The organism is Streptomyces sp. R41 (assembly GCF_041053055.1).
Classification (GTDB): Bacteria; Actinomycetota; Actinomycetes; order Streptomycetales; family Streptomycetaceae; genus Streptomyces.
In genome coordinates this window covers 3,226,314-3,248,480 of sequence record NZ_CP163443.1, presented here as the reverse complement: position 1 = coordinate 3,248,480, position 22,167 = coordinate 3,226,314, and the positions used below count along the sequence as shown (strand labels likewise).

21 protein-coding genes and 1 pseudogene are annotated in these 22,167 nt (G+C 71.6%); 10 read left to right on the top strand and 12 right to left on the bottom strand.

Going from position 1 to position 22,167, the window contains the following annotated elements; genetic code table 11:
- Positions 1-119 precede the first annotated feature (119 nt).
- Positions 120-941 carry a dimethylargininase gene (gene ddaH, locus AB5J53_RS15145; protein WP_369246171.1) on the top strand — a complete coding sequence of 274 codons (822 nt, stop codon included), beginning with the start codon at positions 120-122 and terminating at the stop codon, positions 939-941.
- Here the strand turns inward: ddaH and AB5J53_RS15140 are convergent.
- Positions 938-1,930: a small ribosomal subunit Rsm22 family protein gene (locus AB5J53_RS15140; RefSeq protein ID WP_369246170.1), complete on the bottom strand. Its 993-nt coding sequence runs from the start codon at positions 1,928-1,930 to the stop codon at positions 938-940. The two genes, ddaH and AB5J53_RS15140, sit on opposite strands and share 4 nt — an antisense overlap.
- A 262-nt stretch (positions 1,931-2,192) precedes the next feature.
- On the opposite strand from AB5J53_RS15140, the gene AB5J53_RS15135 reads away from it, so the two are divergent.
- Complete coding sequence (locus AB5J53_RS15135) at positions 2,193-2,825, top strand: TetR/AcrR family transcriptional regulator (RefSeq protein ID WP_369246169.1); 633 nt, start codon at positions 2,193-2,195, stop codon at positions 2,823-2,825.
- On the opposite strand, the gene AB5J53_RS15130 is transcribed toward AB5J53_RS15135, so the two are convergent.
- A complete protein-coding gene (locus tag AB5J53_RS15130) occupies positions 2,804-3,655 on the bottom strand; it encodes a glycerophosphodiester phosphodiesterase (RefSeq protein ID WP_369246168.1) in 852 nt (283 codons plus the stop codon). The genes AB5J53_RS15135 and AB5J53_RS15130 overlap by 22 nt on opposite strands.
- 203 nt (positions 3,656-3,858) lie before the next feature.
- On the opposite strand from AB5J53_RS15130, the gene AB5J53_RS15125 reads away from it, so the two are divergent.
- On the top strand, positions 3,859-4,593 hold the full coding sequence (locus AB5J53_RS15125) for a bifunctional DNA primase/polymerase (protein WP_369246167.1): 735 nt from the start codon (positions 3,859-3,861) through the stop codon (positions 4,591-4,593).
- A gap of 90 nt (positions 4,594-4,683) precedes the next feature.
- On the opposite strand, the gene AB5J53_RS15120 is transcribed toward AB5J53_RS15125, so the two are convergent.
- The 5 genes and pseudogenes from AB5J53_RS15120 to AB5J53_RS15100 form a co-directional block, all read right to left on the bottom strand.
- Positions 4,684-5,706 carry a hypothetical protein gene (locus tag AB5J53_RS15120; protein WP_369246166.1) on the bottom strand — a complete coding sequence of 341 codons (1,023 nt, stop codon included), beginning with the start codon at positions 5,704-5,706 and terminating at the stop codon, positions 4,684-4,686.
- Positions 5,663-6,538: an iron uptake transporter permease EfeU gene (gene efeU / locus AB5J53_RS15115; RefSeq protein ID WP_369246165.1), complete on the bottom strand. Its 876-nt coding sequence runs from the start codon at positions 6,536-6,538 to the stop codon at positions 5,663-5,665. The genes AB5J53_RS15120 and efeU overlap by 44 nt, the downstream gene beginning before the upstream one ends.
- A gap of 3 nt (positions 6,539-6,541) precedes the next feature.
- Positions 6,542-7,825 (bottom strand): iron uptake transporter deferrochelatase/peroxidase subunit, encoded by a 1,284-nt coding sequence (gene efeB / locus AB5J53_RS15110; protein WP_369246164.1) that lies wholly within the window; start codon positions 7,823-7,825, stop codon positions 6,542-6,544.
- Between the two features lie 11 nt (positions 7,826-7,836).
- Positions 7,837-8,985, bottom strand: coding sequence for an iron uptake system protein EfeO (efeO, locus tag AB5J53_RS15105; RefSeq protein ID WP_369246163.1), 1,149 nt, complete (start codon positions 8,983-8,985; stop codon positions 7,837-7,839).
- 191 nt (positions 8,986-9,176) lie between these two features.
- Positions 9,177-9,414, bottom strand: a pseudogene (locus AB5J53_RS15100) (hemin ABC transporter ATP-binding protein); the annotation flags it as partial.
- A gap of 237 nt (positions 9,415-9,651) precedes the next feature.
- Between AB5J53_RS15100 and AB5J53_RS15095 the strand changes: the two are divergent.
- Positions 9,652-10,335, top strand: a complete 684-nt coding sequence (locus AB5J53_RS15095) for a PhzF family phenazine biosynthesis protein (RefSeq protein ID WP_369246162.1) — start codon at positions 9,652-9,654, stop codon at positions 10,333-10,335.
- A gap of 129 nt (positions 10,336-10,464) precedes the next feature.
- Here AB5J53_RS15095 and AB5J53_RS15090 read toward each other — a convergent pair whose 3' ends face one another.
- Positions 10,465-11,133 (bottom strand): heme oxygenase (biliverdin-producing), encoded by a 669-nt coding sequence (locus AB5J53_RS15090; protein ID WP_369246161.1) that lies wholly within the window; start codon positions 11,131-11,133, stop codon positions 10,465-10,467.
- 188 nt (positions 11,134-11,321) lie between these two features.
- Positions 11,322-12,179: a type I methionyl aminopeptidase gene (gene map, locus AB5J53_RS15085; RefSeq protein ID WP_369246160.1), complete on the bottom strand. Its 858-nt coding sequence runs from the start codon at positions 12,177-12,179 to the stop codon at positions 11,322-11,324.
- Positions 12,180-12,237: 58 nt separating this feature from the next.
- On the opposite strand from map, the gene AB5J53_RS15080 reads away from it, so the two are divergent.
- Positions 12,238-12,474 (top strand): hypothetical protein, encoded by a 237-nt coding sequence (locus AB5J53_RS15080; protein WP_369246159.1) that lies wholly within the window; start codon positions 12,238-12,240, stop codon positions 12,472-12,474.
- Between the two features lie 177 nt (positions 12,475-12,651).
- On the opposite strand, the gene AB5J53_RS15075 is transcribed toward AB5J53_RS15080, so the two are convergent.
- Both AB5J53_RS15075 and AB5J53_RS15070 read right to left on the bottom strand, forming a co-directional pair.
- A complete protein-coding gene (locus AB5J53_RS15075) occupies positions 12,652-13,959 on the bottom strand; it encodes an MFS transporter (protein WP_369246158.1) in 1,308 nt (435 codons plus the stop codon).
- Positions 13,960-14,431: 472 nt separating this feature from the next.
- Positions 14,432-15,046, bottom strand: coding sequence for a hypothetical protein (locus tag AB5J53_RS15070; RefSeq protein WP_369246157.1), 615 nt, complete (start codon positions 15,044-15,046; stop codon positions 14,432-14,434).
- 105 nt (positions 15,047-15,151) lie between these two features.
- Between AB5J53_RS15070 and AB5J53_RS15065 the strand changes: the two genes are divergently transcribed.
- From AB5J53_RS15065 to AB5J53_RS15055, 3 genes are all read left to right on the top strand, one after another.
- Positions 15,152-16,261, top strand: coding sequence for an exo-alpha-sialidase (locus AB5J53_RS15065; RefSeq protein ID WP_369246156.1), 1,110 nt, complete (start codon positions 15,152-15,154; stop codon positions 16,259-16,261).
- A 37-nt stretch (positions 16,262-16,298) separates the two neighbouring features.
- Positions 16,299-17,003 (top strand): NADPH-dependent F420 reductase, encoded by a 705-nt coding sequence (gene npdG / locus AB5J53_RS15060; RefSeq protein WP_369246155.1) that lies wholly within the window; start codon positions 16,299-16,301, stop codon positions 17,001-17,003.
- 76 nt (positions 17,004-17,079) lie between these two features.
- Complete coding sequence (locus tag AB5J53_RS15055; protein WP_369246154.1) at positions 17,080-17,268, top strand: hypothetical protein; 189 nt, start codon at positions 17,080-17,082, stop codon at positions 17,266-17,268.
- Here AB5J53_RS15055 and AB5J53_RS15050 read toward each other — a convergent pair.
- Complete coding sequence (locus AB5J53_RS15050) at positions 17,258-18,058, bottom strand: site-2 protease family protein (protein WP_369246153.1); 801 nt, start codon at positions 18,056-18,058, stop codon at positions 17,258-17,260. The two genes, AB5J53_RS15055 and AB5J53_RS15050, sit on opposite strands and share 11 nt — an antisense overlap.
- 136 nt (positions 18,059-18,194) lie before the next feature.
- On the opposite strand from AB5J53_RS15050, the gene AB5J53_RS15045 reads away from it, so the two are divergent.
- Entirely contained in the window at positions 18,195-18,344 is a 150-nt protein-coding gene (locus tag AB5J53_RS15045) for a hypothetical protein (RefSeq protein WP_369246152.1), read from the top strand.
- Positions 18,345-18,527: 183 nt separating this feature from the next.
- Entirely contained in the window at positions 18,528-22,130 is a 3,603-nt protein-coding gene (locus AB5J53_RS15040; protein ID WP_369246151.1) for a BTAD domain-containing putative transcriptional regulator, read from the top strand.
- Positions 22,131-22,167 lie beyond the last annotated feature (37 nt).

Sequence of the window (22,167 nt, the reverse complement as noted above, 5' to 3'; positions counted from 1 at the left end):
GGGCGAAGAAACCCGCCGCCCGAACACAACCCATTCGCCTCCCGCCCGGAGGGCACCCCGCGGCGCACCATGGGCATCAGCTGCATCAACTGCCCCTGCGGTTGCGTAAGGAGCCCTCCTTGCACCCTCTCCGCCGCGCCACGCCCCGGCGCTATCTCATGTGCCGGCCCGCGCACTTCGAGGTCACTTACACCATCAACCCCTGGATGAACCCCGCCAAGCCGGTCGACGTACCGCTTGCCGTCGCCCAGTGGGAAGGCCTCCGCGACCGCTACCGCTCGCTCGGCCACACGGTCGAGGAGCTCACCCCCCGCCCCGGCCTGCCGGACATGGTCTTCGCGGCGAACGGCGCGACCGTCGTGGACGGCCGGGTGCTCGGCGCCCGGTTCGCGTACCGCGAGCGCGAACCGGAAGCAGGGGCGCATCTGGAGTGGTTCCGCGCGAACGGTTTCGCGCACGTGCGGGAGCCGGTCCACATCAACGAGGGAGAGGGCGACTTCGCGGTCACCGCGTCGTACGTGCTCGCGGGCCGCGGCTTTCGCGCGAGCCCTCTCTCGCACGGCGAGGCCCAGGAGTTCTTCGGCCGCCCGGTGATCGGGCTGGATCTCGTCGACCCCCGCTACTACCACCTGGACACGGCCCTCGCCGTCCTGGACGACACGGCGGACGAGGTCATGTACTACCCGCCCGCGTTCTCCCCCGGCAGCCGCGAGGTGCTGCGCCGCCTGTTCCCCGACGCCCTGATCGCCACCGACGAGGACGCCGCCGTGCTCGGCCTCAACGCGGTCTCGGACGGCCTGCACGTGCTGCTTCCACAGGCCGCGACCGGCCTTTTCGACCCCCTCCGGGAACGCGGCTTCGAGCCCGTCGTCATCGACCTGAGCGAACTCCTCAAGGGCGGCGGCAGCGTGAAGTGCTGCACGCAGGAGCTGCGGGACTAGTCCTGCGCGGCCGGCGGCCAGGCGTCGCCCCACTGCGCGTCACGGGCCGCCCGGTACAGCGGTCCGTGACGCTTGGCGACCGTCTCCCGGCGCAGCGACGGCTCGGTCTCGCAGAGGTCCAGGAGCACCAGGCCCTTACGGATCTGTGGCTTGCGTACGACGCGGGAGGAGGCCGGGGCCGGCGGGAAGCGGGTGGCGGCGACGTAACTGAACTTCTCGTCCTCGTACGGCAGGGAGCCGCCCTTGACCCGGCGGTGCAGGGAGGAACGGGCGACCCGGGCGGAGAAGTGGCACCAGTCCTCGCCGGGCACGATGGGGCAGGTCGCGCTGTGCGGGCAGGGGGCGGCGACGTGGAATCCGGCGCGGATCAGGCGGTCGCGGGCCTCGATGACGCGGGCGTAGCCGTCCGGCGTGCCCGGCTCGATGATCACGACGGCCTGGGCGGCGGCCGCGGCGGCGTCCACGGCGCAGGCGCGGTCGGCGTCGGTGAGCTCGCCCAGGACGTAGGACACGGTGACGAGATCAGTGCTCTCGATGGTGAGCGCTGATCCGATACGAGAGCGGTGCCACTCGGCGCTCTTCAACTCCGGGTTCGCCGCGGCGATTTCCCGGCCCAGCGCGAGCGCGGGCTCCGCCCAGTCCAGCACCGTCACCGGGCGGGTGCCCTCCCAGGTCGCGTTCACCGCCCACGTCGCCGCGCCCGTGCCGCCGCCTACGTCCACGTGGCTGCCCGGCGTCCATCCGGGCACCGCGTCCGCGAACGCGTCCAGGGCCGCGTGCACCGCCTCGAACGTGGCCGGCATGCGGTAGGCGGCGTACGCGACCACGTCCGAGCGGTCGCGGAGGATGGGGGCGTGCGTCGGGGTGGTCCCCCGATAGTTGGCGATCAGCCGGTCGACCGCCTGCGCGGCGGCCTTCGGCGGCAGCCCGTCGAGCAGCCCGGCGAGGGCGGTGCGCAGGGTGTCGGCGGGGGTCAGGGGGGCGTTCACCCGGCGATTCTACGATCGGCCGGGCGGGGCCCAGAGCGATTGTCTTCGCCCCCCTCCGCCCCTACCCGTCCCGTACCTGGGGGCTGCGCCCCTGAAGGGGCGCGGGGAACTGCGCGAGCAACCCCCACGTACCCGCAGCCGACAGGCTGGCACGGGACGGGTAGGGGCGGAGGGGGCGAAAAACCCCTACCCCAGCCCCGCCACACCGGCCCCCCCGCCGGAGGCGAGACGTACCGTATCGTCGCCCTGATAAGTTCCCCCCATGGCCGAAAAGCCCAAGCCCAAGCCCAAGCCCACCCCCGACTCCACCCGCCGCAGCGAGAAATCGCGTCGCGCGATCTACGACGCGGCCCTCTCCCTCGTCGGCGAGGCCGGCTACCCCAAGACCACGATCGAGGGCATCGCGGCCCGCGCCGGAGTCGGCAAGCAGACGATCTACCGCTGGTGGTCGTCGAAGGCGGACGTGCTCCTCGACGCCTTCATGGACCTCGGTGAGCAGGCCGCGCAGGCGGCGGGGCAGGAGCCGTACGAGATCCCGGACACGGGGGATCTGGCCGCCGACCTCAAACTGGTCCTGCGCGCCACCGTGGACGAACTGCTGGACCCCAGGTTCGAGATCCCGTCGCGCGCTCTGGCCGCCGAGGGTCTGGTCAACGAACGGCTCGGCGTCGAGTTCGTCGCCAAGCTCCTCGAACCCCAGCTCCAGCTGTACGTGAAGCGGTTGCGCTCGGCGCAGGGGAAGGGGGACGTACGCCGGGACGTCGACCCTCGTATCGCCCTGGAACTGTTCGTCTCCCCGCTGGCCCAGCGCTGGCTCCAGCGCACCGGCCCGATCTCGCACGAGTACACCGACACGCTCGTCGACTACGCGCTCTACGGCCTCGCCCCGCGCTGAGCCGTCGCCCGTGCCGACAACCGGCCCGGTGCGTCCGTGATGATGCCGTCGCAGCCCAGCGCGAGCGCCCGGTCGCGCTGGGCCGGAGTGATCACCGTGTGCGCCCACACGCGCGGGACGCCGGATTTCACGGCCCGTACGAGATCGACGTCACGCGCCTTGTGGTCGACGTCGAGGAGGTCGACGAACGACGCCCAGTGCTCGGGCCGGTCGGTGCGCATCTGGGCCGCAGAGCGCCACAGCTGGCTGAGCAGGCCCAGGCGGTGGACCCGCCGGGCCACCTCCGGGTCGTTGGAGTTCACGAACGCCGAGCGGGTCAGACCGCGGGCGCGGATCATCGCGGCGAGTCCGCCCAGACTCTCCGGGTCCTTCGCCTCCAGCGTCAGCACGATCCGCCCGCCGAAGCGGTCCAGTACCTCGGCGGCGGTCGGCGGCCGCTCCGGGCGCCAGTTGCCGGGGAGCGCGTCGCTGGGGCGCAACCGCACGCCCCGCCAGTCCCGCGGGCTCAGGTCCCGCACCGCTCCGCGCGTGTAGGTCGTGCGGTTCAGGGTCGCGTCGTGCATGACCACCACGGTCCCGTCGCGCAGCATGCGGGTGTCGACGTCGAGCACCTGCGCCGTACCGCGCTCGTACGCGGCCATCAGGCCCGACATGCTGTTCTCCGGGACTTCCCGGGCACCGCCGCGGTGGGCGACGTAGGTGACGCGGGGGAGGGAGTCCACCGTCAGTGGCCCCGGGCCCCACTCCAGTGGGGACAGCGCGCCGCCGTGTCCGGTGAGGGCGAGCGAGGTGAGACCGGCAAGACCAAGAAGCGCAGTCCGTGTGACCATGGCGACCACGCTAGGGGGACAAATGCTGCCGAAGTGGGTAATGACACCCGATCGGGGTGGGGGAGACGCCTCGCCCCACCTACCCCGGATGTGGGCTCTGGCCACCCGGAGCGCAGGATGGTGGGACCATAGGGCTTGTTGATGGCTTGCAGATGGCCTTTTGAAGGCCTGTTGTCGGCACGAACGGCTAGGCGAGGGGATCGATGAGCGCAGAGTTCGGCCGCCGCTCCGGCGCGCAGGGCAGGATCTCCCAGTGGCTCCGCGGACGCCGGCCGAAGGATCCTGTGGAGACCGCGGACGGCGGGCGTGAGGCCTTGCTGCTCGCCGCTGCCGCCGCGGGGCTGCCGCTCGCGCAGGCCGCGTACCCCTCCGGCTACCGGTGTTCCTGTGACCGCGTCGGCTGTCCCACTCCCGCGCGCCACCCCGTCTCCTTCGCCTGGCAGACACAGTCCACGACCGACCGTGCGCAGATCGAGCGGTGGGCCCGGCACCAGCCGAAGGCCAACTTCATCACCGCGACCGGCATGGTGCACGACGTTCTCGACGTGCCGCTGGACGCGGGGCGCGAGGCGCTGGAGCGGCTGCTGGCCTCCGGCATCGAGGTCGGGCCCGTCGCGGAGTCGGGCGGCGACAGGATGCTCTTCTTCACGGCCACGCGGGGTACGCCCGAGGACGAGGACGAGTGGTGGCCCTGCGAGCTGGACTGCCATCCCGAGACGATGGATGAGCATCCGGGGCTGCGGTGGCACTGCCGTGGGTCGTACGTCCTTGTTCCGCCGGCGCGGCTGCCGGGCGACCTGACGGTCGAGTGGGTACGGGGGCTCGAGCATCCTCTGCCGGATCCGCTCACCCTCCTGGAGATCCTGACCGACGAGTGTGCCCGTTACGCGGGCGAGAACGAGTCGGACCAGTTGGCGGCCTGGCCCAACCGGGGCTGAACCCTGCTTACAAGGCACCCGGTGCTGGTGGCTGTGCCCACCCGTTCCGCCCTGCGGAACGATTGCCCACAGCAGTAGCAAGAGCAGTCGTTATTCGCCCTTCGCCCCCGTCAACCCCTCGATCCGCCCCAGGATCGCCACGCCCTTGCCGGCCGCGTTCTTCGGTGGGTCCAGGGCCGCCTGGTTGGAGATGAACTCCAGGGTGAGGGACTGCTTGATCTCGCCGGTTGTCAGGGCCTGGACGTCGGCGCTGGGGGTGGGGATCTCGGTGCCTGTCGCGGCGGTCTGCTTCTCGTAGCGGTGGGTGGTGAAGAAGACCAGGGCCCCGCCGTCCGTGGTGCGCAGGCCCACGGGGGCGTAGTCGCCCGAGGTCAAGGGCTCGTCGATGTACTGCCGGGCGAGGCCGGGCTTGATGGCGAACTTCTTGCGCTGGGCCCGCCACTGCGAGGTGTGGGTGCCCGCGGCGAAGGTGTCGCCGCCGGCCTTCAGATACGTCGCGTACGACCGGCTCAGCTTCTCCGGCTGGATCGCCAGGGCCGCGTCGTCCGCCGTGACCGGCTCGGCCCAGCCGGCGTCGTCCTTCTTGAACGTCGGTACGTCGTCGGCGGCGAGGACGGTCAGATACGAGACCTGCCACACGTCGTCCGCGCTGCCCCGGGTGAAGACGAGCAGCCAACGGCTGGTCGGCAGGCCCTTGTTGGCCGCGGTGTCGGCCACGAACCAGCGTGGCCAGCCCGCCTTCTCGGGTATCACGAACTTGGCGTCGCTGAACTTCAGCGGCGAAGGCGCCGGATTGCCGCCCGGGTTGTTCTTGTGCCCGGCCTTGAGCTTGGCGCCGTCGATGTCGGCGAGCGGCCCGGCGACCCGGTCCGCGTCCTGCGAACTGTCGTACTCCTTGTCCGCCTTGTTGTACGCGGTGGTGAAGTCCTTGAGCGCGCGGGCGGCCTCGGCCCGGGTCGCCGCCGGTACGACCTCCCGCTCGCCGTGCACCACCACGCAGCCGCTCGCCGTCAAGGACAGAACGGTCACCGTCCCTGTTGCCAGGGCGAATTGGTTCAGACGGTTCGGGCTACGAAGCCTTCGAGGGCTGCGACCCGCGCGATCCCTGCTCATCAGGTACCTTCACCTTCCCCTTCCCGGAGGCGAACCCTACCGGGGCGAGGAAGATCGCGAGCGTCGGGACCAGGTACAGCGCCCACACCGTGACCTGGAGGACGGTCGGGTCCGGCTGGAAGTTGAAGACGCCCTTGAGGAGGGTGCCGTACCAACTGTCCGGCGGGATCGTGCTGCTGATGTCGAAGGCCAGGTTCGTCAGGCCGGGGATCCAGTCGGCCTCCTGGAGGTCGTGGACGCCGTACGCGAGCACACCCGCCGCGACGACGACCAGCATGCCGCCGGTCCAGGTGAAGAACTTGGCGAGGTTGATCTTCAGCGCTCCCCGGTAGAAGAGCCAGCCGAGGAGGACCGCGGTGGCGAGGCCCAGGGCGACGCCGATCAGCGGGCGCGGCGTGCCGTCGCTGGCCGCGTGCACCGACGCCCACACGAACAGCGCCGTCTCCAGGCCCTCCCGGCCGACCGCCAGGAACGCGGTCGCCACCAGCGCGCCCGTGCCCATCGCCAGCGCCGCGTCCAGCTTGCCGTGCAGCTCGGACTTGAGGTGCCGGGCCGTCCGCCGCATCCAGAAGACCATCCACGTCACCAGGCCCACCGCGACGATCGACAGCGAACCGCCGAGCGCCTCCTGTGCCTGGAACGTCAGCTCCTGGGAGCCGAATTCGAGCGCGCAGCCGAAGCCCAGCGCCAGCGCGATCGCGACGCCGATGCCCATCCAGATGGGCTTCAGGGCGTCCCTGCGTTCCGTCTTCACCAGGTAGGCGATCAGGATGCAGACGACGAGGCTGGCTTCCAGGCCCTCGCGCAGGCCGATCAGATAGTTGCCGAACACGGGCTACGCCTCCTTGGAGAACAGCGCGCGGCCCCACCAGTCGTCCTTGTCGCGGACGCCGGGCGGGACGGCGAAGACCGCCGAACTCACGTGCTGGATGTACTCGTTGAGGGCGTCGAGGCGCGAGAGGTTGCGCTGCACCGGGATGAACCCCTTGCGTACGTCACGCTGGTACGCGAGGAAGAACAGGCCCGCTTCCAGCCGGCCGAGGCCGTCCGTGCCGTCGGTGAAGGAGTAGCCGCGGCGCAGGATCGTCGCCCCGTCGTTGGAGTCGGGGTGCGCGAGCCGGACGTGCGCGTCGGGCTTCATCGCCTTCAGGAACGGCTTGTCGCGCTCCTTGGCCTTGCCGACCGGAGCGCCCTCGCCCTTGTCACGGCCGAAGATGTCCTCCTGCTCCTGCAGGGAGGTCCGGTCCCAGGTCTCGATGTGCATGCGGATGCGGCGGGCGACGAGGTACGAGCCGCCGGTCATCCAGTCGGGACCGTCCTTCTCGCCCACCCACACGAACTTCTTCAGCCGGTCCGTCTCCGTGCCCGCGATGTTGCGGGTGCCGTCCTTGAACCCCATCAGGTTGCGCGGAGTCTGCGCGTCCGGAGTCGTGGACGACGTCTTGCCGAAGCCCAGCTGGGACCAGCGGATGACGACCTTGCCGAAGCCGATCCGGGCGAGGTTGCGGATCGCGTGCACCGCGACCTGCGGGTCGTCCGCGCACGCCTGGATGCACAGGTCCCCGTTGCTGCGGGCCTTCTCCAGGGCGTCGCCCGGGAACTTCGGCAGGTCGACCAGGGCCTCCGGGCGCTCGTCCGCCAGCCCGAACTTCTCGAACAGCGAGGGGCCGAAGCCGATCGTCAGCGTCAGCCGCGACGGCTTGAGGCCCAGCGCCTCACCGGTGTCGTCCGGCGGCGCCTCGGCCAGACCGCCGTAGGCGCCCTCGCCGACCGCGTGCCCCGCGGTCATCCGCCGTGCCGCCGCGGTCCAGTCCTTCAGCATCTGCACGAACTCGGCGCGGTCGTCCGTCTTCACGTCGAACGCGGCGAAGTGCAGCCGGTCCTGGACCGCCGTCGCGATGCCCGCCTGGTGCGTGCCGTGGAAGGCGACCGCGGCGCCCGTCTCGGCGGCGGTCGGGTCGACGTCGTTGCCGGTGCGGGTCATCGCCACCGCGCCGCCGGCCGCGGCGGCGCCGAGCGCGAGACCCGCGCCGCCCCAGCCGATCAGCGAACGCCGGGAGGGGGCGGGGCCGCCCGCGACCTCAGAGGTGTCTTCCGTGGCTTGCGTGGTGTCCGTCATGGGTGCGGCTCCTACTTCACGACGGCGGCGGCGAGCTTGGACAGGGGCTCGGCGAGCGCGTTGACCGCGTCCGAGAGCTCCTTGCGGTCGGCGTCGCCGACCTTGTCGTACGAGGTGAACTCGTAGGAGTTCTTGTCCGTGCGGTACTTGTCGAGCAGCGTGTTGAGCGCCGTGAACTGCTTGTCGAGCTCCGTCGTCAGCGCCGCGTCGTTCTCCTTGGCGACCGGCTTCAGCAGCTCGTACGCCTTCTGCGCGCCCTCGACGTTGCCCTTGAAGTCGCTCAGGTCGGTGTGCGAGTAGCGGTCCTCCTCGCCGGTGACCTTGCCGGTGGCGACCTCGTCGAGCAGCTCCTTGGCGCCGTTGGCCATGGAGGTCGGGGTGATCTCGGCCTTGCCGACCCGCTTCTGCCAGTCGGTGAGGTCCGTCACGAGCTGGTCGGCGAGCTCCTTCTCACGGTCGCCGATCTTCTTGTCCTGCCAGAGGGACTTCTCCAGACGGTGCCAGCCGGTCCAGTCCGTTGCCGGATCCTGGCCGTCCTCCAGACCGTCCTCGCGCACGTCGACCTTCGGGTCGATGTCACCGAAGGACTCCGCGACGGGCTCGGTGCGCTCCCAGCCCAGCCGCGAAGTGGCGAACTCCTTCTTGGCGGCCTCGATGTCACCGGCCTTGACGGCCTTGGCGAAGGCCTCGGCCTTGGGCAGCGTCGCGTCGGCCTGCTCCTGCGCGTACTCGCGGTAGGCGGCGACGGCCTTGTCGAGGCGCGGGTCGCGCTTGGCGACCTTGCCGCCGGTGACCGTGAGCTTCTGGCGGACGCCATGGCCCTTCATGCCCGGTCGGCAGGCGATCTCGTACGAGCCTGCCTTGACCTCGGCGGTCAGCGTGTACTTGGTGCCCGGGCCGATGTTCTCCTTCTCGGAGACGATCCGGTCGTCCGGGAAGACGATCTCGACCTCGGTGGCCTTCGAGCCCTTGTTCTCGATCTTCAGGGTGACCTGGCCGGCCGGGACCGACTTGGCGGAGGTGTCGCACTTGGAGTCGGCGGCGGTCACCTGGATCGCGTCACCGCCCTTGGCGTCGCTCTTCTCGGTGCAGCCCGTGACGGCGGTCAGAGCCGCCGCGGTGGCGGCAGCGGTGACAACTGAGAGTCGGACGGCTCGCATTCAGGCTCCAAGAGAAGTTCGGACAAACCGCACGGTGGGGCCCGCGCCGGCATGGTGAGGCTGGCCTAACTTACCTGAGGCTTACCTCACTCATACCCCTGCGTCCGGTGATTCAGCTCTCACAGGCGGTGTGCAGGCACGGCTTGATCACGGCGGCTCAAAACAGACCCCATGAGATGGCCAAGGAAAGGTCAAGAGCTCTGTTTCGGGATGATCAGAGCGGCACCGGTCCTGAGATGCGGGAACACCTCCACCGGCCGGTGGTGGACCTCGCTCGGCAAGTCTTCGGTGAGGACCGCCGCCTGGCGGACCGTCGGCCGCGACACGACCGGCGCACAGAATCGCCGCCCGGTGCGCGTACGCCGCCGCGAGCCCCGGATCGTGCAGCACCACGACCACGGCGTCCCCTGCGTGCGCCCTGTCCCGGCACGAGGACGTCCGGCGGCGGACGCCGGACGAGGTGACGGCCGGGCACGAGCAAGTGGATGGGAACGGCTGCGAGCCCGCTCGGGGAGCGGTGTGGCGCGGCAACGGGCGGTTCTGGAACGGGCGTACGGCGATGTTCATGTCCTCGCTGCCGTACGAGCACGGCCGCACCCGCTCCTTGCCCTTCCCGGCGGTACCGCCGCCTGGGACGCGCTCGCGGCGTGATGTTTGAATGCCGGAGTGACTGACTACGACGTGCTGCGGGTCTTCTGTGGACCTGGCGGCGGGTACGGCAATGAGCTCGGTGTCGTGCGCGAGGGTTCGGTGATGCCGGATCGCGAGGAACGGCAGGCGTTCGCCGCGAAGCTCGGGTTCAGCGAGACCGTGTTCGTGGACGACCCCGAGCGTGGGGTCGTCGACATCTACACGCCGACGCTGCGGTTGCCGTTCGCCGGGCATCCCTGCGTCGGGGTGGGGTGGCTGCTCGACGTGCCTGAACTGGTCACCCCCGCCGGGGTGGTGGGGGTGCGGCTCGACGGGGAGTTCAGCTGGATCGAGGCGCGGGCGGAGTGGGCGCCGGCGCGTACGTTGCGACGGTACGGGTCCGCCGCCGAGGTCGACGCGCTGGCCGTCCCGGCGCCCGGCGAGCGCAGCGAGATGGGGGTCCCCCCGGACGGAGTCTGGGGGAGGATTTATGCCTGGGCCTGGGAGGACGAGGCCGCGGGGCGGGTGCGGGCCCGTGCGTTTCCCGGGCGGGGCGACGGGATCGAGGAGGACGAGGCGACGGGGGCGGCGGCGCTGCTGCTGACCCAGCAACTGGGGCGAGCGCTCAACATCGTGCAGGGAGTCGGCTCCCAGATCCTTACGGCGCCGCAGCCCGGGGGTTGGGTCGAGGTCGGGGGCCGAGTGCGACTGGAGCGGTGAGGGTTTCTCGCCCCCGCCGGGGATGCGGGGCGCAGCCCCGCTTTCAGGGGCGCGGGGGACCGCGCGACCAGCCCCCACCCACCCGCGGCCGGAATGCAACCCGCGGGCCCAGGGCGGAGCCCTTCCCGCTCACGCGCTGAGCGGGAACTCTTCCCCCAGCGCACGGAAGACCCCGGTGTTCAAGGCGAACGCCCGCTTGCACTCGGCGACGATGCGCTGCTTCTCCAGATCGTCGGCCCGGACCCCGTCCAGCAGTTCGCGGTAACCGCGCTTGAACGCGGCCGGGTTGGTGATGTCCTCGAAGACGTAGAAGCGGACGCCGTCGCCCTTGCGGGCGAAGCCCCAGGTCCGCTCGGCCTTGCCGCGGATGATCTGGCCGCCGGAGAGGTCACCGAGGTAGCGGGTGTAGTGGTGGGCGACATAGCCGCCGGGCCACTTCCGGGCGCACTCGGTGACGCGGGCGGCGTAGGCCCGGGTCGCGGGCAGGGTGGTGAGCGTCGCGCGCCAGTCGGGGCCCCGGAGATGGGCCAGGTCGCGCTCCAGGGCGGCGCGGCGCAGCAGCTCGGGCCGGATGAAGGGCCCGGCCACCGGATCGGCCGCCAGGCGCTCGGCGTCCGCCTCCAACGCCTCGTACACGATCCACAGTTGCTCCGTGTAGCGCGCGTACGCCTCGACGCCCAGCCGGCCGCCGAGCAGGTCGCTCATGAACGTCGAGGTCTCCGCCTCCGTGTGCTGCTCGTGCGAGGCGGTGCGGATGAGTGTCGAGAAGGAGGTGCTCGACGTGTCCGTCGCGTTCATGAGGCCTCCGGAGCCGAAGAGGGAGGGGCGAGACCCGGCCCAACCTTCTATGGCTAGGCTTACCTAAGTCAATAGGTTCCCGACATCCTGTCGGTAAAACCGTACCCCGATTCCCGATCAGGCCCACATGCGAAAGCCCGCCCTGTGGACAGGGCGGGCTTTCGCATGTACGAGGGTTCTGCGAGGGACTACGGCAAGGTCAGGATCTCCGCCCCGCTGTCCGTCACCACCAGGGTGTGCTCGAACTGGGCCGTACGCTTCCGGTCCTTCGTCACGACGGTCCAGCCGTCGTCCCACATGTCGTACTCGTGCGTACCGAGCGTGAGCATGGGCTCGATGGTGAAGGTCATCCCGGGCTGGATGACGGTCGTCGCGTGCGGGCTGTCGTAGTGCGGAATGATCAGCCCGGAGTGGAAGGACGAGTTGATCCCGTGCCCCGTGAAGTCCCGCACCACCCCGTACCCGAACCGCTTCGCGTACGACTCGATGACGCGCCCGATGATGTTGATCTGGCGGCCCGGCTTGACCGCCTTGATGGCGCGGTCGAGGGACTCGCGGGTCCGCTCGACGAGCAGCCTGCTCTCCTCGTCGACGTCGCCGACCAGGTACGTCGCGTTGTTGTCGCCGTGCACCCCGCCGATGTAGGCGGTCACGTCGAGGTTGATGATGTCTCCGTCCCGCAGGACCGTGGAGTCGGGGATGCCGTGGCAGATGACCTCGTTGACGGAGGTGCACAGCGACTTGGGGAAACCGCGGTAACCGAGGGTGGAGGGGTAGGCGCCGTGGTCGCACATGTACTCGTGCGCCACCCGGTCCAGCTCGTCCGTCGTCACACCCGGCGCGATGAGCTTGGCGGCCTCGGCCATCGCCTGCGCGGCGATCCGCCCGGCGATCCGCATCGCCTCGATCGTCTCGGGCGTCTGCACCTCCGGTCCGGTGTACGGCGTCGGGGCGGGCTTGCCCACGTACTCGGGACGCCGGATGTTTCCCGGGACGGGACGGGTGGGAGAGAGCTCCCCTGGTACGAGCAGCGACTGGCCAGACATGCCAGCGAGTCTAACCAGCGGGCATGGGGGACCATGTCCGTGGCGAAAGGAGCCGGTCATGGCCCTCTTCAAGAAGCGCACCGTCGGCAAGCCCGGCGAGTGGTACTACTGCCTGGAGCACCAGAAGGTCGAGGAGGGCCCCGACTGCCCGGGGAAGGACCGCTTCGGCCCGTACGCCTCCCGCCAGGAGGCGGAGCACGCGATGGAGACCGCCCGGGAGCGGAACCTTCAGTGGGAGAACGACCCCAAGTGGCATGACGCGACGGGGGCGGCGCCGGGCTCGGACGACGACTGAGGACGGTGTGGGCGGGCCGGCCGGAGCGGCGCGGGGGGCCTTGCTTGCGCCGCCGGGGGGCTTGGGGGAGGCCGGAGGCGAGTCGCAATCGCCGACGGCGGCCGGTCCCCACGGGAAACCTGTGCCGGGTAGCCGACTGTCACGGGCGGTACGGGCGGAAAAGACAACGGCCGGCCGTCAAGCCACCGCCTCCCGGGCGGCGCGCAACCGCACCGCATGCTCATTCGTCCGCACGTCGTACGTCATCAGCTTCGGCAGGAACAGGGCGAGGAGCCCCACCGCTCCGACGCAGATGACACCTCCCGCCCAGATCGACGTCCGGACGCTCGTCCACGCGGCCATGCCGCCGGAGCGGACCTGGCCGAGCGTGGGCCCGACGGAGTAGGACAACAGCTCGATCCCGGCGAGTCGCCCCCGCAGCTCGTCCGGGATCGTCTGGTTCCAGATGGCGGCGCGGAAGATCCCGCTGACCATGTCGCAGCAGCCGCCGATCGTGAGGAAGAGCAGCACCAGCCAGACGTTGCCCGCGACGCCCGCGGCCGCCATGGCGAGCCCCCAGCACGCCGCGGCCAGCGCGACCATCCGCCCGTGCCGGTGGATGCGCGAGGTCCACCCGCTGGTGAGGCTCACGAGCATCGACCCGGCCGGCACGGACGCGTACATCAGGCCGAGCGACCACTCCGCGCCGAGCTCGTCCGCGAGGAACGGCAGCAGCGCGAGCGGCATCGCGAAGAACATCGCCCCGAGATCGATGGCGTACGTCCCGAGCAGCTCCTTACGGCTCCACGCGTACCGCGCGCCCTCCGCTATGGACCGCAGCGACGGCTTCGCGGCCTCGTGCGCGGCGGGCGACGCGGCGATCCCCAGGACCATCACCACCGACACGACGAAGGTCACCAGGTCCACGGCGTACGCCCAGCCGAGCCCGGCGTACGCCACGACGACACCCGCGAGAGCCGGCCCGGCGACGCCGCCCACCGTCCAGCGCAGCGAGTTGAGCGAGCCGGCGGCCGGCAGGTCCTCGTGCGCGACGATCCGTGGTGTGAGTGAGTCCAGCGCGGGACGCTGGATCGCGCCGAGCGCGGAGGAGAGCCCCGCGACCGCGTACAACGGCCACACCGCCGGCCGCGGCACCAGCGCGTTGACGAGCAGCCCGGCGCACAGCACGCCCTGCCCCGCCTCCGTGTAAACGATCAACTTCCGCTTGTCCAGAGCGTCGGCGAGCGCCCCGCCGTACAACCCGAACACCACCAGCGGCACCAACTCCACCGCCCCGATCGCCCCCACCGCCACCGCCGACCCCGTCAGCACCTTCATCTGCACCGGCAGCGCGACGAACGTCAGAAAACTCCCGAAGTTCGTGATCAGCCCGGCCGCCCAAAGCCGCCGAAAGTCGGCGGAGGCTCGCCAGGGGGCGAGATCGGGGAGCAGCGCACGGAGCCGCGAGGAGGGGACGGGCGCGGATGCGAGGGCGTCGTCGGTCACGACGGGCCATGCTCGGGGGAGGCATGGGCGAGGGCAACTGCTTTTCGGCGTGGAGGGCGACGGGGGTGGCTGGGAGTGCTTTCGAGAGGGCCTACGGCCTGTGGGCCGAGGGCGTCGACGGCCTGCACGCCGAGGGGTCGGCGGTCGACGGCCTGTAGACCGAGGGGGTCGACGGCTTGCACGCGCAGGGGGGCGACGGTCGGCGGCCTGTACGCCAAGGGGTCGGCGGTCGATTGCCTGTACGCCGAGAGGGCCGACGACCTGCCCGCCGAGGGCGTCCAGGGCCGGTCCGCCGACGGCGCCTTCGCTCTGTCCGCCGAAGGCGGTGAACCGGCCGAGTGGGTGGGCGGGAAACCGCCGCGAAGCGGCGACGGCGTCCGCCGAAGGCGGCGAGCGAGACCGAGTCGGGTGGGCGGGCGGGCAAAGACCGCGAAGCGGCGCCACACGACCGCCGGACAAAGGCAGCCCCCAGCTACCACCGCGCAGACGGCGGAGCCGTCAACTGATCCGCGAGCCGGGACAACCGGTCACGGAACCGCCGCCGCCCCCGCGGCGAAGGCAACGCGTTCTCGCCGGCCGCCGCACTGACAAGGTGCTGCACGGTATCGAGATCGAGCTCGGGCTCGGCCGGCACGGCAAGTGACTCGTGAGCCAGAGCCGGCAGCTCACGATCCCCCGCGGAGTCCCCCGCGGACAGCGCCAGCACCGTCGCCCCGGCCCGCCGCGCGTCATGCACCCGCTCCAGCAACGGCGCCCCGGGCGCGCCCGGCGACACCACCAGCAGCGTCTCCCCCCGCCGAGCCGCCTCGATACGCCCCAGCCCCACCGCCAGGTGGGCCGGATCGGACTCCCGCGCCCCGTGCCGCACCAGCGTCGGCGACAGCTCCGGCGTCCCCGACCACGCCGCCTCGTCCACGAGATGCGCGGCGAGATGCCACGGCTCGTACTCCTCCGTACCGACCAGCAGCAACCCGCCCCCGTACGACACCACGGACCCCCGCAGCGCCCCCGCGAACCGCCGCGTGGCCCCCAACCACTCGGTCCCGGCGAGCACTTCGCGCAGCAACGCGACCCGTACGGCATCCATGCGCACGCATCCTGCCGCAACCGGCCACTCGTGACCGGGAGTTCACCACGAATTCGCCCAAGCTGGGCAAAGGCCCGCACCACCGGTCACACAAGGAGCCTGCCCATGACAGAGCCGAGTACAGAGCCGAGTGCCGCGACGAGCACGGCGACGAGCACCCCCTTCCGCGCCGGCCGCGAAGGCTACGCCAGCTTCCGGATCCCCGCGGTCGTCGCCACGGCCGCGGGCACGCTCCTCGCCTTCTGCGAGGGCAGGGTCGACTCCGCGCACGACCACGGCAACATCGACATCGTGCTGAAGCGGTCGTCGGACGGCGGCCGCACCTGGGGCCCGCTCCAGGCCGTCGCCAAGAACGGCGACAACCTCGCGGGCAACCCGGCGCCCGTCGTCCTCGACACCGGCCGTGTCCTCCTCGTACACGTCCGCAGCGCGGCCACCGCGAGCGAGGACGCCCTCCTGCGCGGCAAGGTGAAGGCGGCCGACGGGCGGCGCGTCTGGGTGCAGCACAGTGACGACGACGGGCTCACCTGGTCGGGCCCGAAGGAGATCACCGCGCAGGTGAAGAAGGCGAGTTGGCGCTGGTACGCCACCACACCCGGGCACGCGATCCAGCTCACCACCGGCCGCGTCGTCGTCCCCGGCAACCACACGCTCCCGCCCACCGGCACGGACAACGGCACCGAGGCGAAGTACAACAGCGGCCACTGCCTGCTCAGCGACGACCGCGGCGAGACCTGGTACCTCGGCTACATCGACGAGAACACCAACGGCTACATCAATGCGAACGAGACGACGGCGGCCGAACTCCCGGACGGGCGCGTCTACTTCAACACCCGCAACGACTCCCCGTCCCCCGGCAACCGCGCCGACGCCCACTCCCGCGACGGCGGCAAGAGCCTGGAGAAGCCCTTCCGCCCGCAGGCCGGCCTCGTCACCCCCATCGTCCAGGGCAGCCTCCTCCAGCTCCACGACCCCGACCTGCTCCTCTACTCGGGCCCCGCCGACCCCACCTTCCGCGCCCTGATGACCGTGCGCGCCACCACGGACGGCGGAACCACCTGGCGCCCCGCCGTCACACTGGACGGACTGCCCGCCGCGTACTCCGATCTCGTACGCGTCGACGCGACGACCGTCGGCCTCCTCTACGAGACGGGCGACTTCGGCGCGTACGAGACGATCACCTTCCGCCGCATCCCGGTGACCGCCCTCACCTGACGCCCACGGCCGCGATCCGCGCACGTAAAGTCGGCCCATGACCTCTACTGACAGTGCACAGAAGGCCCCCGCCAAGGACCCCTGGGACCTTCCCGACGTGTCCGGGCTCGTCGTCGGCGTGCTCGGCGGCACCGGGCCCCAGGGCAAGGGACTCGCCTACCGGCTCGCCAGGGCCGGCCAGAAGGTGATCATCGGTTCGCGTGTCGCGGAGCGCGCGCAGGGCGCGGCCGAGGAGCTCGGGCACGGCGTCGAGGGCGCCGACAACGCCGAGTGCGCGCGGCGCAGCGACATCGTGATCGTCGCCGTGCCGTGGGAGGGCCACGGCAAGACCCTCGAATCCCTGCGCGAGGAGCTGGCGGGCAAGCTCGTCGTCGACTGCGTCAACCCGCTCGGCTTCGACAAGAAGGGCGCGTACGCGCTGAAGCCGGAGGAGGGCAGCGCCGCCGAACAGGCCGCCGCCCTGCTGCCCGACTCGCGCGTCACCGCCGCGTTTCATCATTTGTCGGCGGTCCTCCTTCAAGACCCGGAGATCGAGGAGATCGACACCGACGTGATGGTCCTCGGTGAGGAGCGCGCCGACGTGGAGATCGTGCAGGCGCTGGCCGGGCGCATCCCCGGCATGCGCGGGGTCTTCTCGGGACGGCTGCGCAATGCCCACCAGGTCGAGTCCCTGGTCGCGAACCTGATCTCGGTGAACCGGCGCTACAAGGCCCACGCGGGGCTGCGGGTGACGGACGTATAGCGGCGCACGGGCATGGGGGACACTGGACGCGCAGCACTCGTCACTCGTCCGCGTTGTCCGTCAGGAGCCAGCCCCCATGCCCCGCCTCGCCCTCTACGCCCTCGCCGTCTGTGTTCTCTCCGTCGCCGCGGCCGTGGTCTCCTTCGTCCAGGGCAGCTGGCTGGGGATCGTGTGGGTGCTGTTGGCGGGCCTGTCGTCCAACATGACGTGGTACTACGTGCGCCGCGGCCGGGTCCAGGACAAGGGCAAGTCCGTCACGACCTGAGGCAGACGTCGTTGTTCTCCTGCCAGAAGCGGTACAGCCACTGGCCGCAGTTGGTGTCTTCCGGGCGGATGCCCAAGGCGCTCAGAATCGTGTCGATCGCGTCGAAGAACGCGATGTTCACCGACGGAATCCACAGGATCCCGAACACGGCCAGCAGCCCGAACGGCGCGAACGGCTCCACCTGGCGGCGGATGTTGTACGACAGCCAGGGCTCGATCACTCCGTAGCCGTCCAGGCCCGGTACCGGCAGGAAGTTCAGGATCGCGGCCGTGACCTGGAGCAGCGCGAGGAACGCCAGCGCGTAGGTGAAGGTGTCCGGGACGCCCTCCAGGGCGTGCAGCCAGAACGGGGCGGTGCAGACAACGGCGAAGAGGACGTTGGTCAGCGGGCCGGCCGCCGAGATCAGGCTGTGCTTCCACCGGCCCTGGATCCGGTTCCGCTCGATGAAGACCGCGCCGCCCGGCAGACCGATCCCGCCCATGATCACGAAGATCACCGGCAGCACGATGCTCAGCAGCGCGTGCGTGTACTTCAGCGGGTTGAGCGTCAGATAGCCCTTCGCGCCGATCGAGATGTCGCCGCTGTGCAGGGCGGTGCGGGCGTGCGCGTACTCGTGCAGACAGAGCGAGACGATCCACGCGGCCGTCACGAAGAGGAACACGGCCACGCCGGGCTGCTCGGCGAACCCGGTCCAGGCCGCCCAGCCGGTCACCGCCATGACGGCCACGATCCCGACGAAGACGGGACTGATCCTCCGGTCACTGCGGCGGGACGACGCGGCGGTGGTCATGGGCGGGCTCCCTGGGGTGGGCTGCGGTGTGCGGGTCGACCGTACCGGTGGTCTGGGAAGAACGTCGTGCGGGCGGCCGCAGGTTCCGGGTAGTCGTCAGGTCTGCAAGCCGGAGCCGGATGCGGCAGCGCTCCCCTTGGAGCAGGTGGACCCCGCGGTCGGCGAGATCGACGAGAAGCTGCTGCCCTTCGTGGAGGCCGTCTCGCCGGAGAGCGAGCGGTGGCACCACTGCACGAAGCCGGGGCACTACGCGGTGCGCGGCATCCCGGTCCACCTCATTTCTTGACGTCCTCGCGGCACGCCGGACGCCGCTGTCGGAGCCTGTCGGCGACGAGAACCGGCGAACGGCGTCCGGAACGTTCGGCGACCGGATGGAGATCCCCCTCGCCGACCAGGCTCTCGTCCTGGACTCCTCCCAATTCATGCGGGTCTGAAACCCGGGGGCGGGGCCGGGCCGACACCAGAGACAATGGACCCCGTGCGCTATCGCATCCTCGGCACCACCCAGGCACTTCGTCCCGACGGCACGCCCGTCCCGGTCGGCGGGGCGCGGCTGCGTGCCCTGCTGACCGTGCTCGCGCTGCGGCCCGGACGGACCGTGCCCGCGGCCGTCCTGGTCGACGAGGTGTGGGACGGCGACCCGCCCGCGGACGCGCCCGGCGCGCTGCAGGCGCTGGTCGGGCGGCTGCGCAGGGCGCTCGGGCCGGACGCGGTGCACTCGGTGGACGGCGGCTACCGGCTCGCCGCGGTGGCCGACGACGTCGACCTGCACCGTTTCGAGCGGCTTGCGGGCGAGGGCACGCGTGCCCTCGCGGACGGCGACCCGGCGAAGGCGGCCGCGGTCCTCGACGACGCCCTCGCCCTGTGGCACGGCCCGGCCCTCGCCGATCTCCCGGACCGCACCGCCGAGACGGCCCGCTGGGAGACCCGCCGCCTCGACGTCCGCCGCACCCGCCTCGCCGCGGCGCTCGCCCTGGGGCACGCCGAAGAGTCCTTGCCCGAGCTCACCGCCCTGTGCGATCTCCACCCCTTGGACGAGCCCCTTCACGTCCTGCGTCTGCGAGCCCTGCGCGACGCGGGCCGCCCCGCCGAGGCCCTCGCCGCCTACGAGTCCGTACGCGCACTCCTGTCCGACCGACTGGGCTCGGACCCCGGGCCCGAACTCCGCGCCCTGCACAAGGAGTTGCTGACACCGGCCGATGGTCCCGCCGCTGCGGGCCGTGGTCGTGGCTTCGGCCGTGGGTCGTACGGTGCGGGCGCGGGGAACACGGCCGTGCGTCGCGCCGGTACGGACGCTTCCGGCGCCGGGACCGCAGAGTCCGGCGACGCGGCCCGCGCCGTGGGGTACGCGGGGCATGGCCGAGGCCTGGACGGGTCAGGCCCCCGCATCGGCGGACCCGGCGACCCGGCCCCCGGCGGAGGAGACGTGGCCCGAGCCGTCGGCCGGGACGCAGCCGATGAGCAGGTCGCCGCACAGCACGGCGCCCCCGCCCCGGCCGTAGGCGCCCCTGCCTCGGCCCTCGGCTCCGCCGCCCTTTCCCGTAGGCGCCCCACGCCTGCGCCCCCCGGCAACCTCCGCGCCCGCCTCACCTCCTTCGTCGGCCGGGAGGCCGACATCGATGCCATTCGGGGTGATCTCGCGGCGGCCCGGCTCGTGACGCTGCTCGGGCCCGGTGGGGCCGGGAAGACGCGGTTGTCGCAGGAGGCGGCGGAGACCGTGGCGGATGCGGCGCGGGACGGGGTGTGGCTGGCCGAGCTCGCGCCGGTGGACGATCCGAAGGCGGTGCCCGAGGCCGTGCTCACGGCGGTCGGCGCGCGGGAGACCGTGCTGCGCGGCGCCGGCGCCGAGGAGATGCGGGCCGTGGCCGACCGGCACGACGATCCCCTCACCCGGCTCGCCGAGCACTGCGCCAAGCGGCGCATGCTGATCATTCTCGACAACTGCGAGCATGTCGTGGACGCCGCAGCCCATCTCGTCGAGGAGTTGCTGGAGCGGTGCCCGGAGCTGACCGTACTCGCCACCAGCCGTGAACCCCTCGGCGTACCGGGAGAGTTGCTGCGTCCCGTGGAGCCGTTGCCGGAGCCTGTGGCGCTGCGGCTGCTCGCCGACCGCGGGGCCGCGGCCCGGGCCGGCTTCCGGATCGACGCCGACGGCGAGACTGCCGCGGCGGCGGCCGAGATCTGCCGGCGCCTCGACGGACTGCCGCTCGCCATCGAACTCGCGGCCGCCCGGCTGCGGATGCTCACCCCGCGCCAGATCGCCGACCGGCTCGACGACCGGTTCCGCCTGCTGACCTCCGGCAGCCGCACCGTCCTGCCGCGGCAGCAGACCCTGCGCGCCGTCGTCGACTGGTCCTGGGACCTGCTCGATGAAGGCGAACGGGACGTGCTGCGGCGGCTGTCCGTCTTCGCGGGCGGCTGCGACCTCGCCGCCGCCGAAGCGGTCTGCGGGCCCGCCGCGCTGGAAGCGCTCGGCTCGCTGGTCGACAAGTCCCTGGTCGTCGCGGCCCCTTCGGGAGAAGGAGGGATGCGCTACCGGCTCCTGGAGACCGTCGCCGAGTACGCCGGTGAACGCCTCGACGAGTCCGGCGACCGCCCCGCCGCCGAGCGCGCCCACCTCACGTACTACCGGGAACTCGCCCGCACCACCGACCCCGCCCTGCGCGGCCCCGGGCAGGGCGCCGCGATCGCGCTCCTCGAACGCGAGTACGAGAATCTGCGCACCGCCCTGCGGCACGCCGTCGCCGAGCGCGACGAGCAGGAGGCGATCTGCCTCGTCCTCTCGCTGTCCTGGTACTGGCAGATACGCGACCAGCGCATCGACGCCCGCACCTGGTCCCGCGAGGTCATGGCCCTCGGCCCCGACCCCTTCGCACCGCCCCTGCGCCCGGCCGTCCCGCTGCACGAGAGCTGCACGGCCGCCCCGCCGCCGATGCGCCCGGACGTCCTCGAAGAGGGCCGGCGCGGTGTGCACCTCGTCCATCTCGCCTGCATGGACATGGACTTGGACGCCTGGCAGACGCCGGAGGCCAAGGAGAAGCTGCGCGTCATCAGCGAGACCTACCGGCCGGGCCTCCCGCAGACCTGTCGCAGCCCCGGCAACCTCTGGTTCTACGCCGTCCTGCTCACCGGCGACATGGAGCGGGTGCGCGACGTCATCGACGTATCGGTCGACGCCTGCCGCGACCTCGGCCTCGAGTGGGAACTGGCCGTCGCCCTCCAGATGCGCGCCAACATCCTCGCCAACCGCGCCGACATGGTCGGCGACGCGACCCGTGACGCCGACGAGGCGCTGGAGATGTTCTCCCGGATCGGCGACGCCTGGGGTGCCGCCGAGGCGCTCTCCGCGCGCGGCGAGGCCCATGAGCGCAAGGGCGAGTACCGGGCCGCCGCCGCGGACTACGCGGAGGCGAGCACGTACGCCGAGCGGCTGGGTGCCCGCGCCCAGACCGCCGTACTCAGCGTCCGGCTCGGCAGCATGTACATCGAGTTGGGGGAGCCCGAGCGGGGCGAGCGGATGTTGCGGGATGTGCTGGCGGAGGGCCATGGCGCCCACAACGAGGCCATGCCCGCGGCCCGGCTCTTCCTCGCGATGTGGCTCGGCCGCACCGATCGGGTCCCCGAGGCGCGCGAGCAGATGCGGTTGCTGCGCGAGGACTTCGCGGCCAGCACCTTCGTCGTCTTCGACGGGTTCGTGCTCGGCGTGGAAGCCTGGCTGGACGCGGTGGAGGGGCAGCACGCGAGCGCCCTGGACAAGGCCCGCAAGGCCATGGCGCGCTCCATGGATCCGCTGGCGCAGATGATCGCGCCGCACATGACCTCCGCGCATCTGACCACCGCCGCCATCGCCCTCACCGGCCTGGACGGCGGCAGCCGCGCCCGAGAGGCGGCCCGGCTCCTCGGCGCCGCCGACCACTTGCTGCCGCCGGGCCACTTCGCGGGCCCGATGGAGGACGAGGTGCGCACTCGGGCCGAGACGGGCGTGCGGGCCGTACTCGACGACGCGGCCTACGAGGCCGCGTACGCCGAGGGCGGCGGGCTCTCCGCGGAGGAGGCCGCCGCCCTCATCTGACGCGGACCGGGGGCCATGGTCATGGCCGTCGCAGGTG

What these genes read in the sequence shown, in the direction of transcription:
- AB5J53_RS15070 (WP_369246157.1), bottom strand. Translation starts at nt 15,046, where the DNA reads ATGGATGCCGTACGGGTCGCGTTGCTGCGCGAAGTGCTCGCCGGGACC.
- AB5J53_RS15125 (WP_369246167.1), top strand. Translation starts at nt 3,859, where the DNA reads ATGAGCGCAGAGTTCGGCCGCCGCTCCGGCGCGCAGGGCAGGATCTCC.
- AB5J53_RS15040 (WP_369246151.1), top strand. Translation starts at nt 18,528, where the DNA reads ATGGACCCCGTGCGCTATCGCATCCTCGGCACCACCCAGGCACTTCGT.
- AB5J53_RS15080 (WP_369246159.1), top strand. Translation starts at nt 12,238, where the DNA reads ATGGCCCTCTTCAAGAAGCGCACCGTCGGCAAGCCCGGCGAGTGGTAC.
- AB5J53_RS15090 (WP_369246161.1), bottom strand. Translation starts at nt 11,133, where the DNA reads ATGAACGCGACGGACACGTCGAGCACCTCCTTCTCGACACTCATCCGC.
- AB5J53_RS15065 (WP_369246156.1), top strand. Translation starts at nt 15,152, where the DNA reads ATGACAGAGCCGAGTACAGAGCCGAGTGCCGCGACGAGCACGGCGACG.
- AB5J53_RS15055 (WP_369246154.1), top strand. Translation starts at nt 17,080, where the DNA reads ATGCCCCGCCTCGCCCTCTACGCCCTCGCCGTCTGTGTTCTCTCCGTC.
- map (WP_369246160.1), bottom strand. Translation starts at nt 12,179, where the DNA reads ATGTCTGGCCAGTCGCTGCTCGTACCAGGGGAGCTCTCTCCCACCCGT.
- efeO (WP_369246163.1), bottom strand. Translation starts at nt 8,985, where the DNA reads ATGCGAGCCGTCCGACTCTCAGTTGTCACCGCTGCCGCCACCGCGGCG.
- npdG (WP_369246155.1), top strand. Translation starts at nt 16,299, where the DNA reads ATGACCTCTACTGACAGTGCACAGAAGGCCCCCGCCAAGGACCCCTGG.
- AB5J53_RS15050 (WP_369246153.1), bottom strand. Translation starts at nt 18,058, where the DNA reads ATGACCACCGCCGCGTCGTCCCGCCGCAGTGACCGGAGGATCAGTCCC.
- efeB (WP_369246164.1), bottom strand. Translation starts at nt 7,825, where the DNA reads ATGACGGACACCACGCAAGCCACGGAAGACACCTCTGAGGTCGCGGGC.
- AB5J53_RS15130 (WP_369246168.1), bottom strand. Translation starts at nt 3,655, where the DNA reads ATGGTCACACGGACTGCGCTTCTTGGTCTTGCCGGTCTCACCTCGCTC.
- AB5J53_RS15120 (WP_369246166.1), bottom strand. Translation starts at nt 5,706, where the DNA reads ATGAGCAGGGATCGCGCGGGTCGCAGCCCTCGAAGGCTTCGTAGCCCG.
- AB5J53_RS15135 (WP_369246169.1), top strand. Translation starts at nt 2,193, where the DNA reads ATGGCCGAAAAGCCCAAGCCCAAGCCCAAGCCCACCCCCGACTCCACC.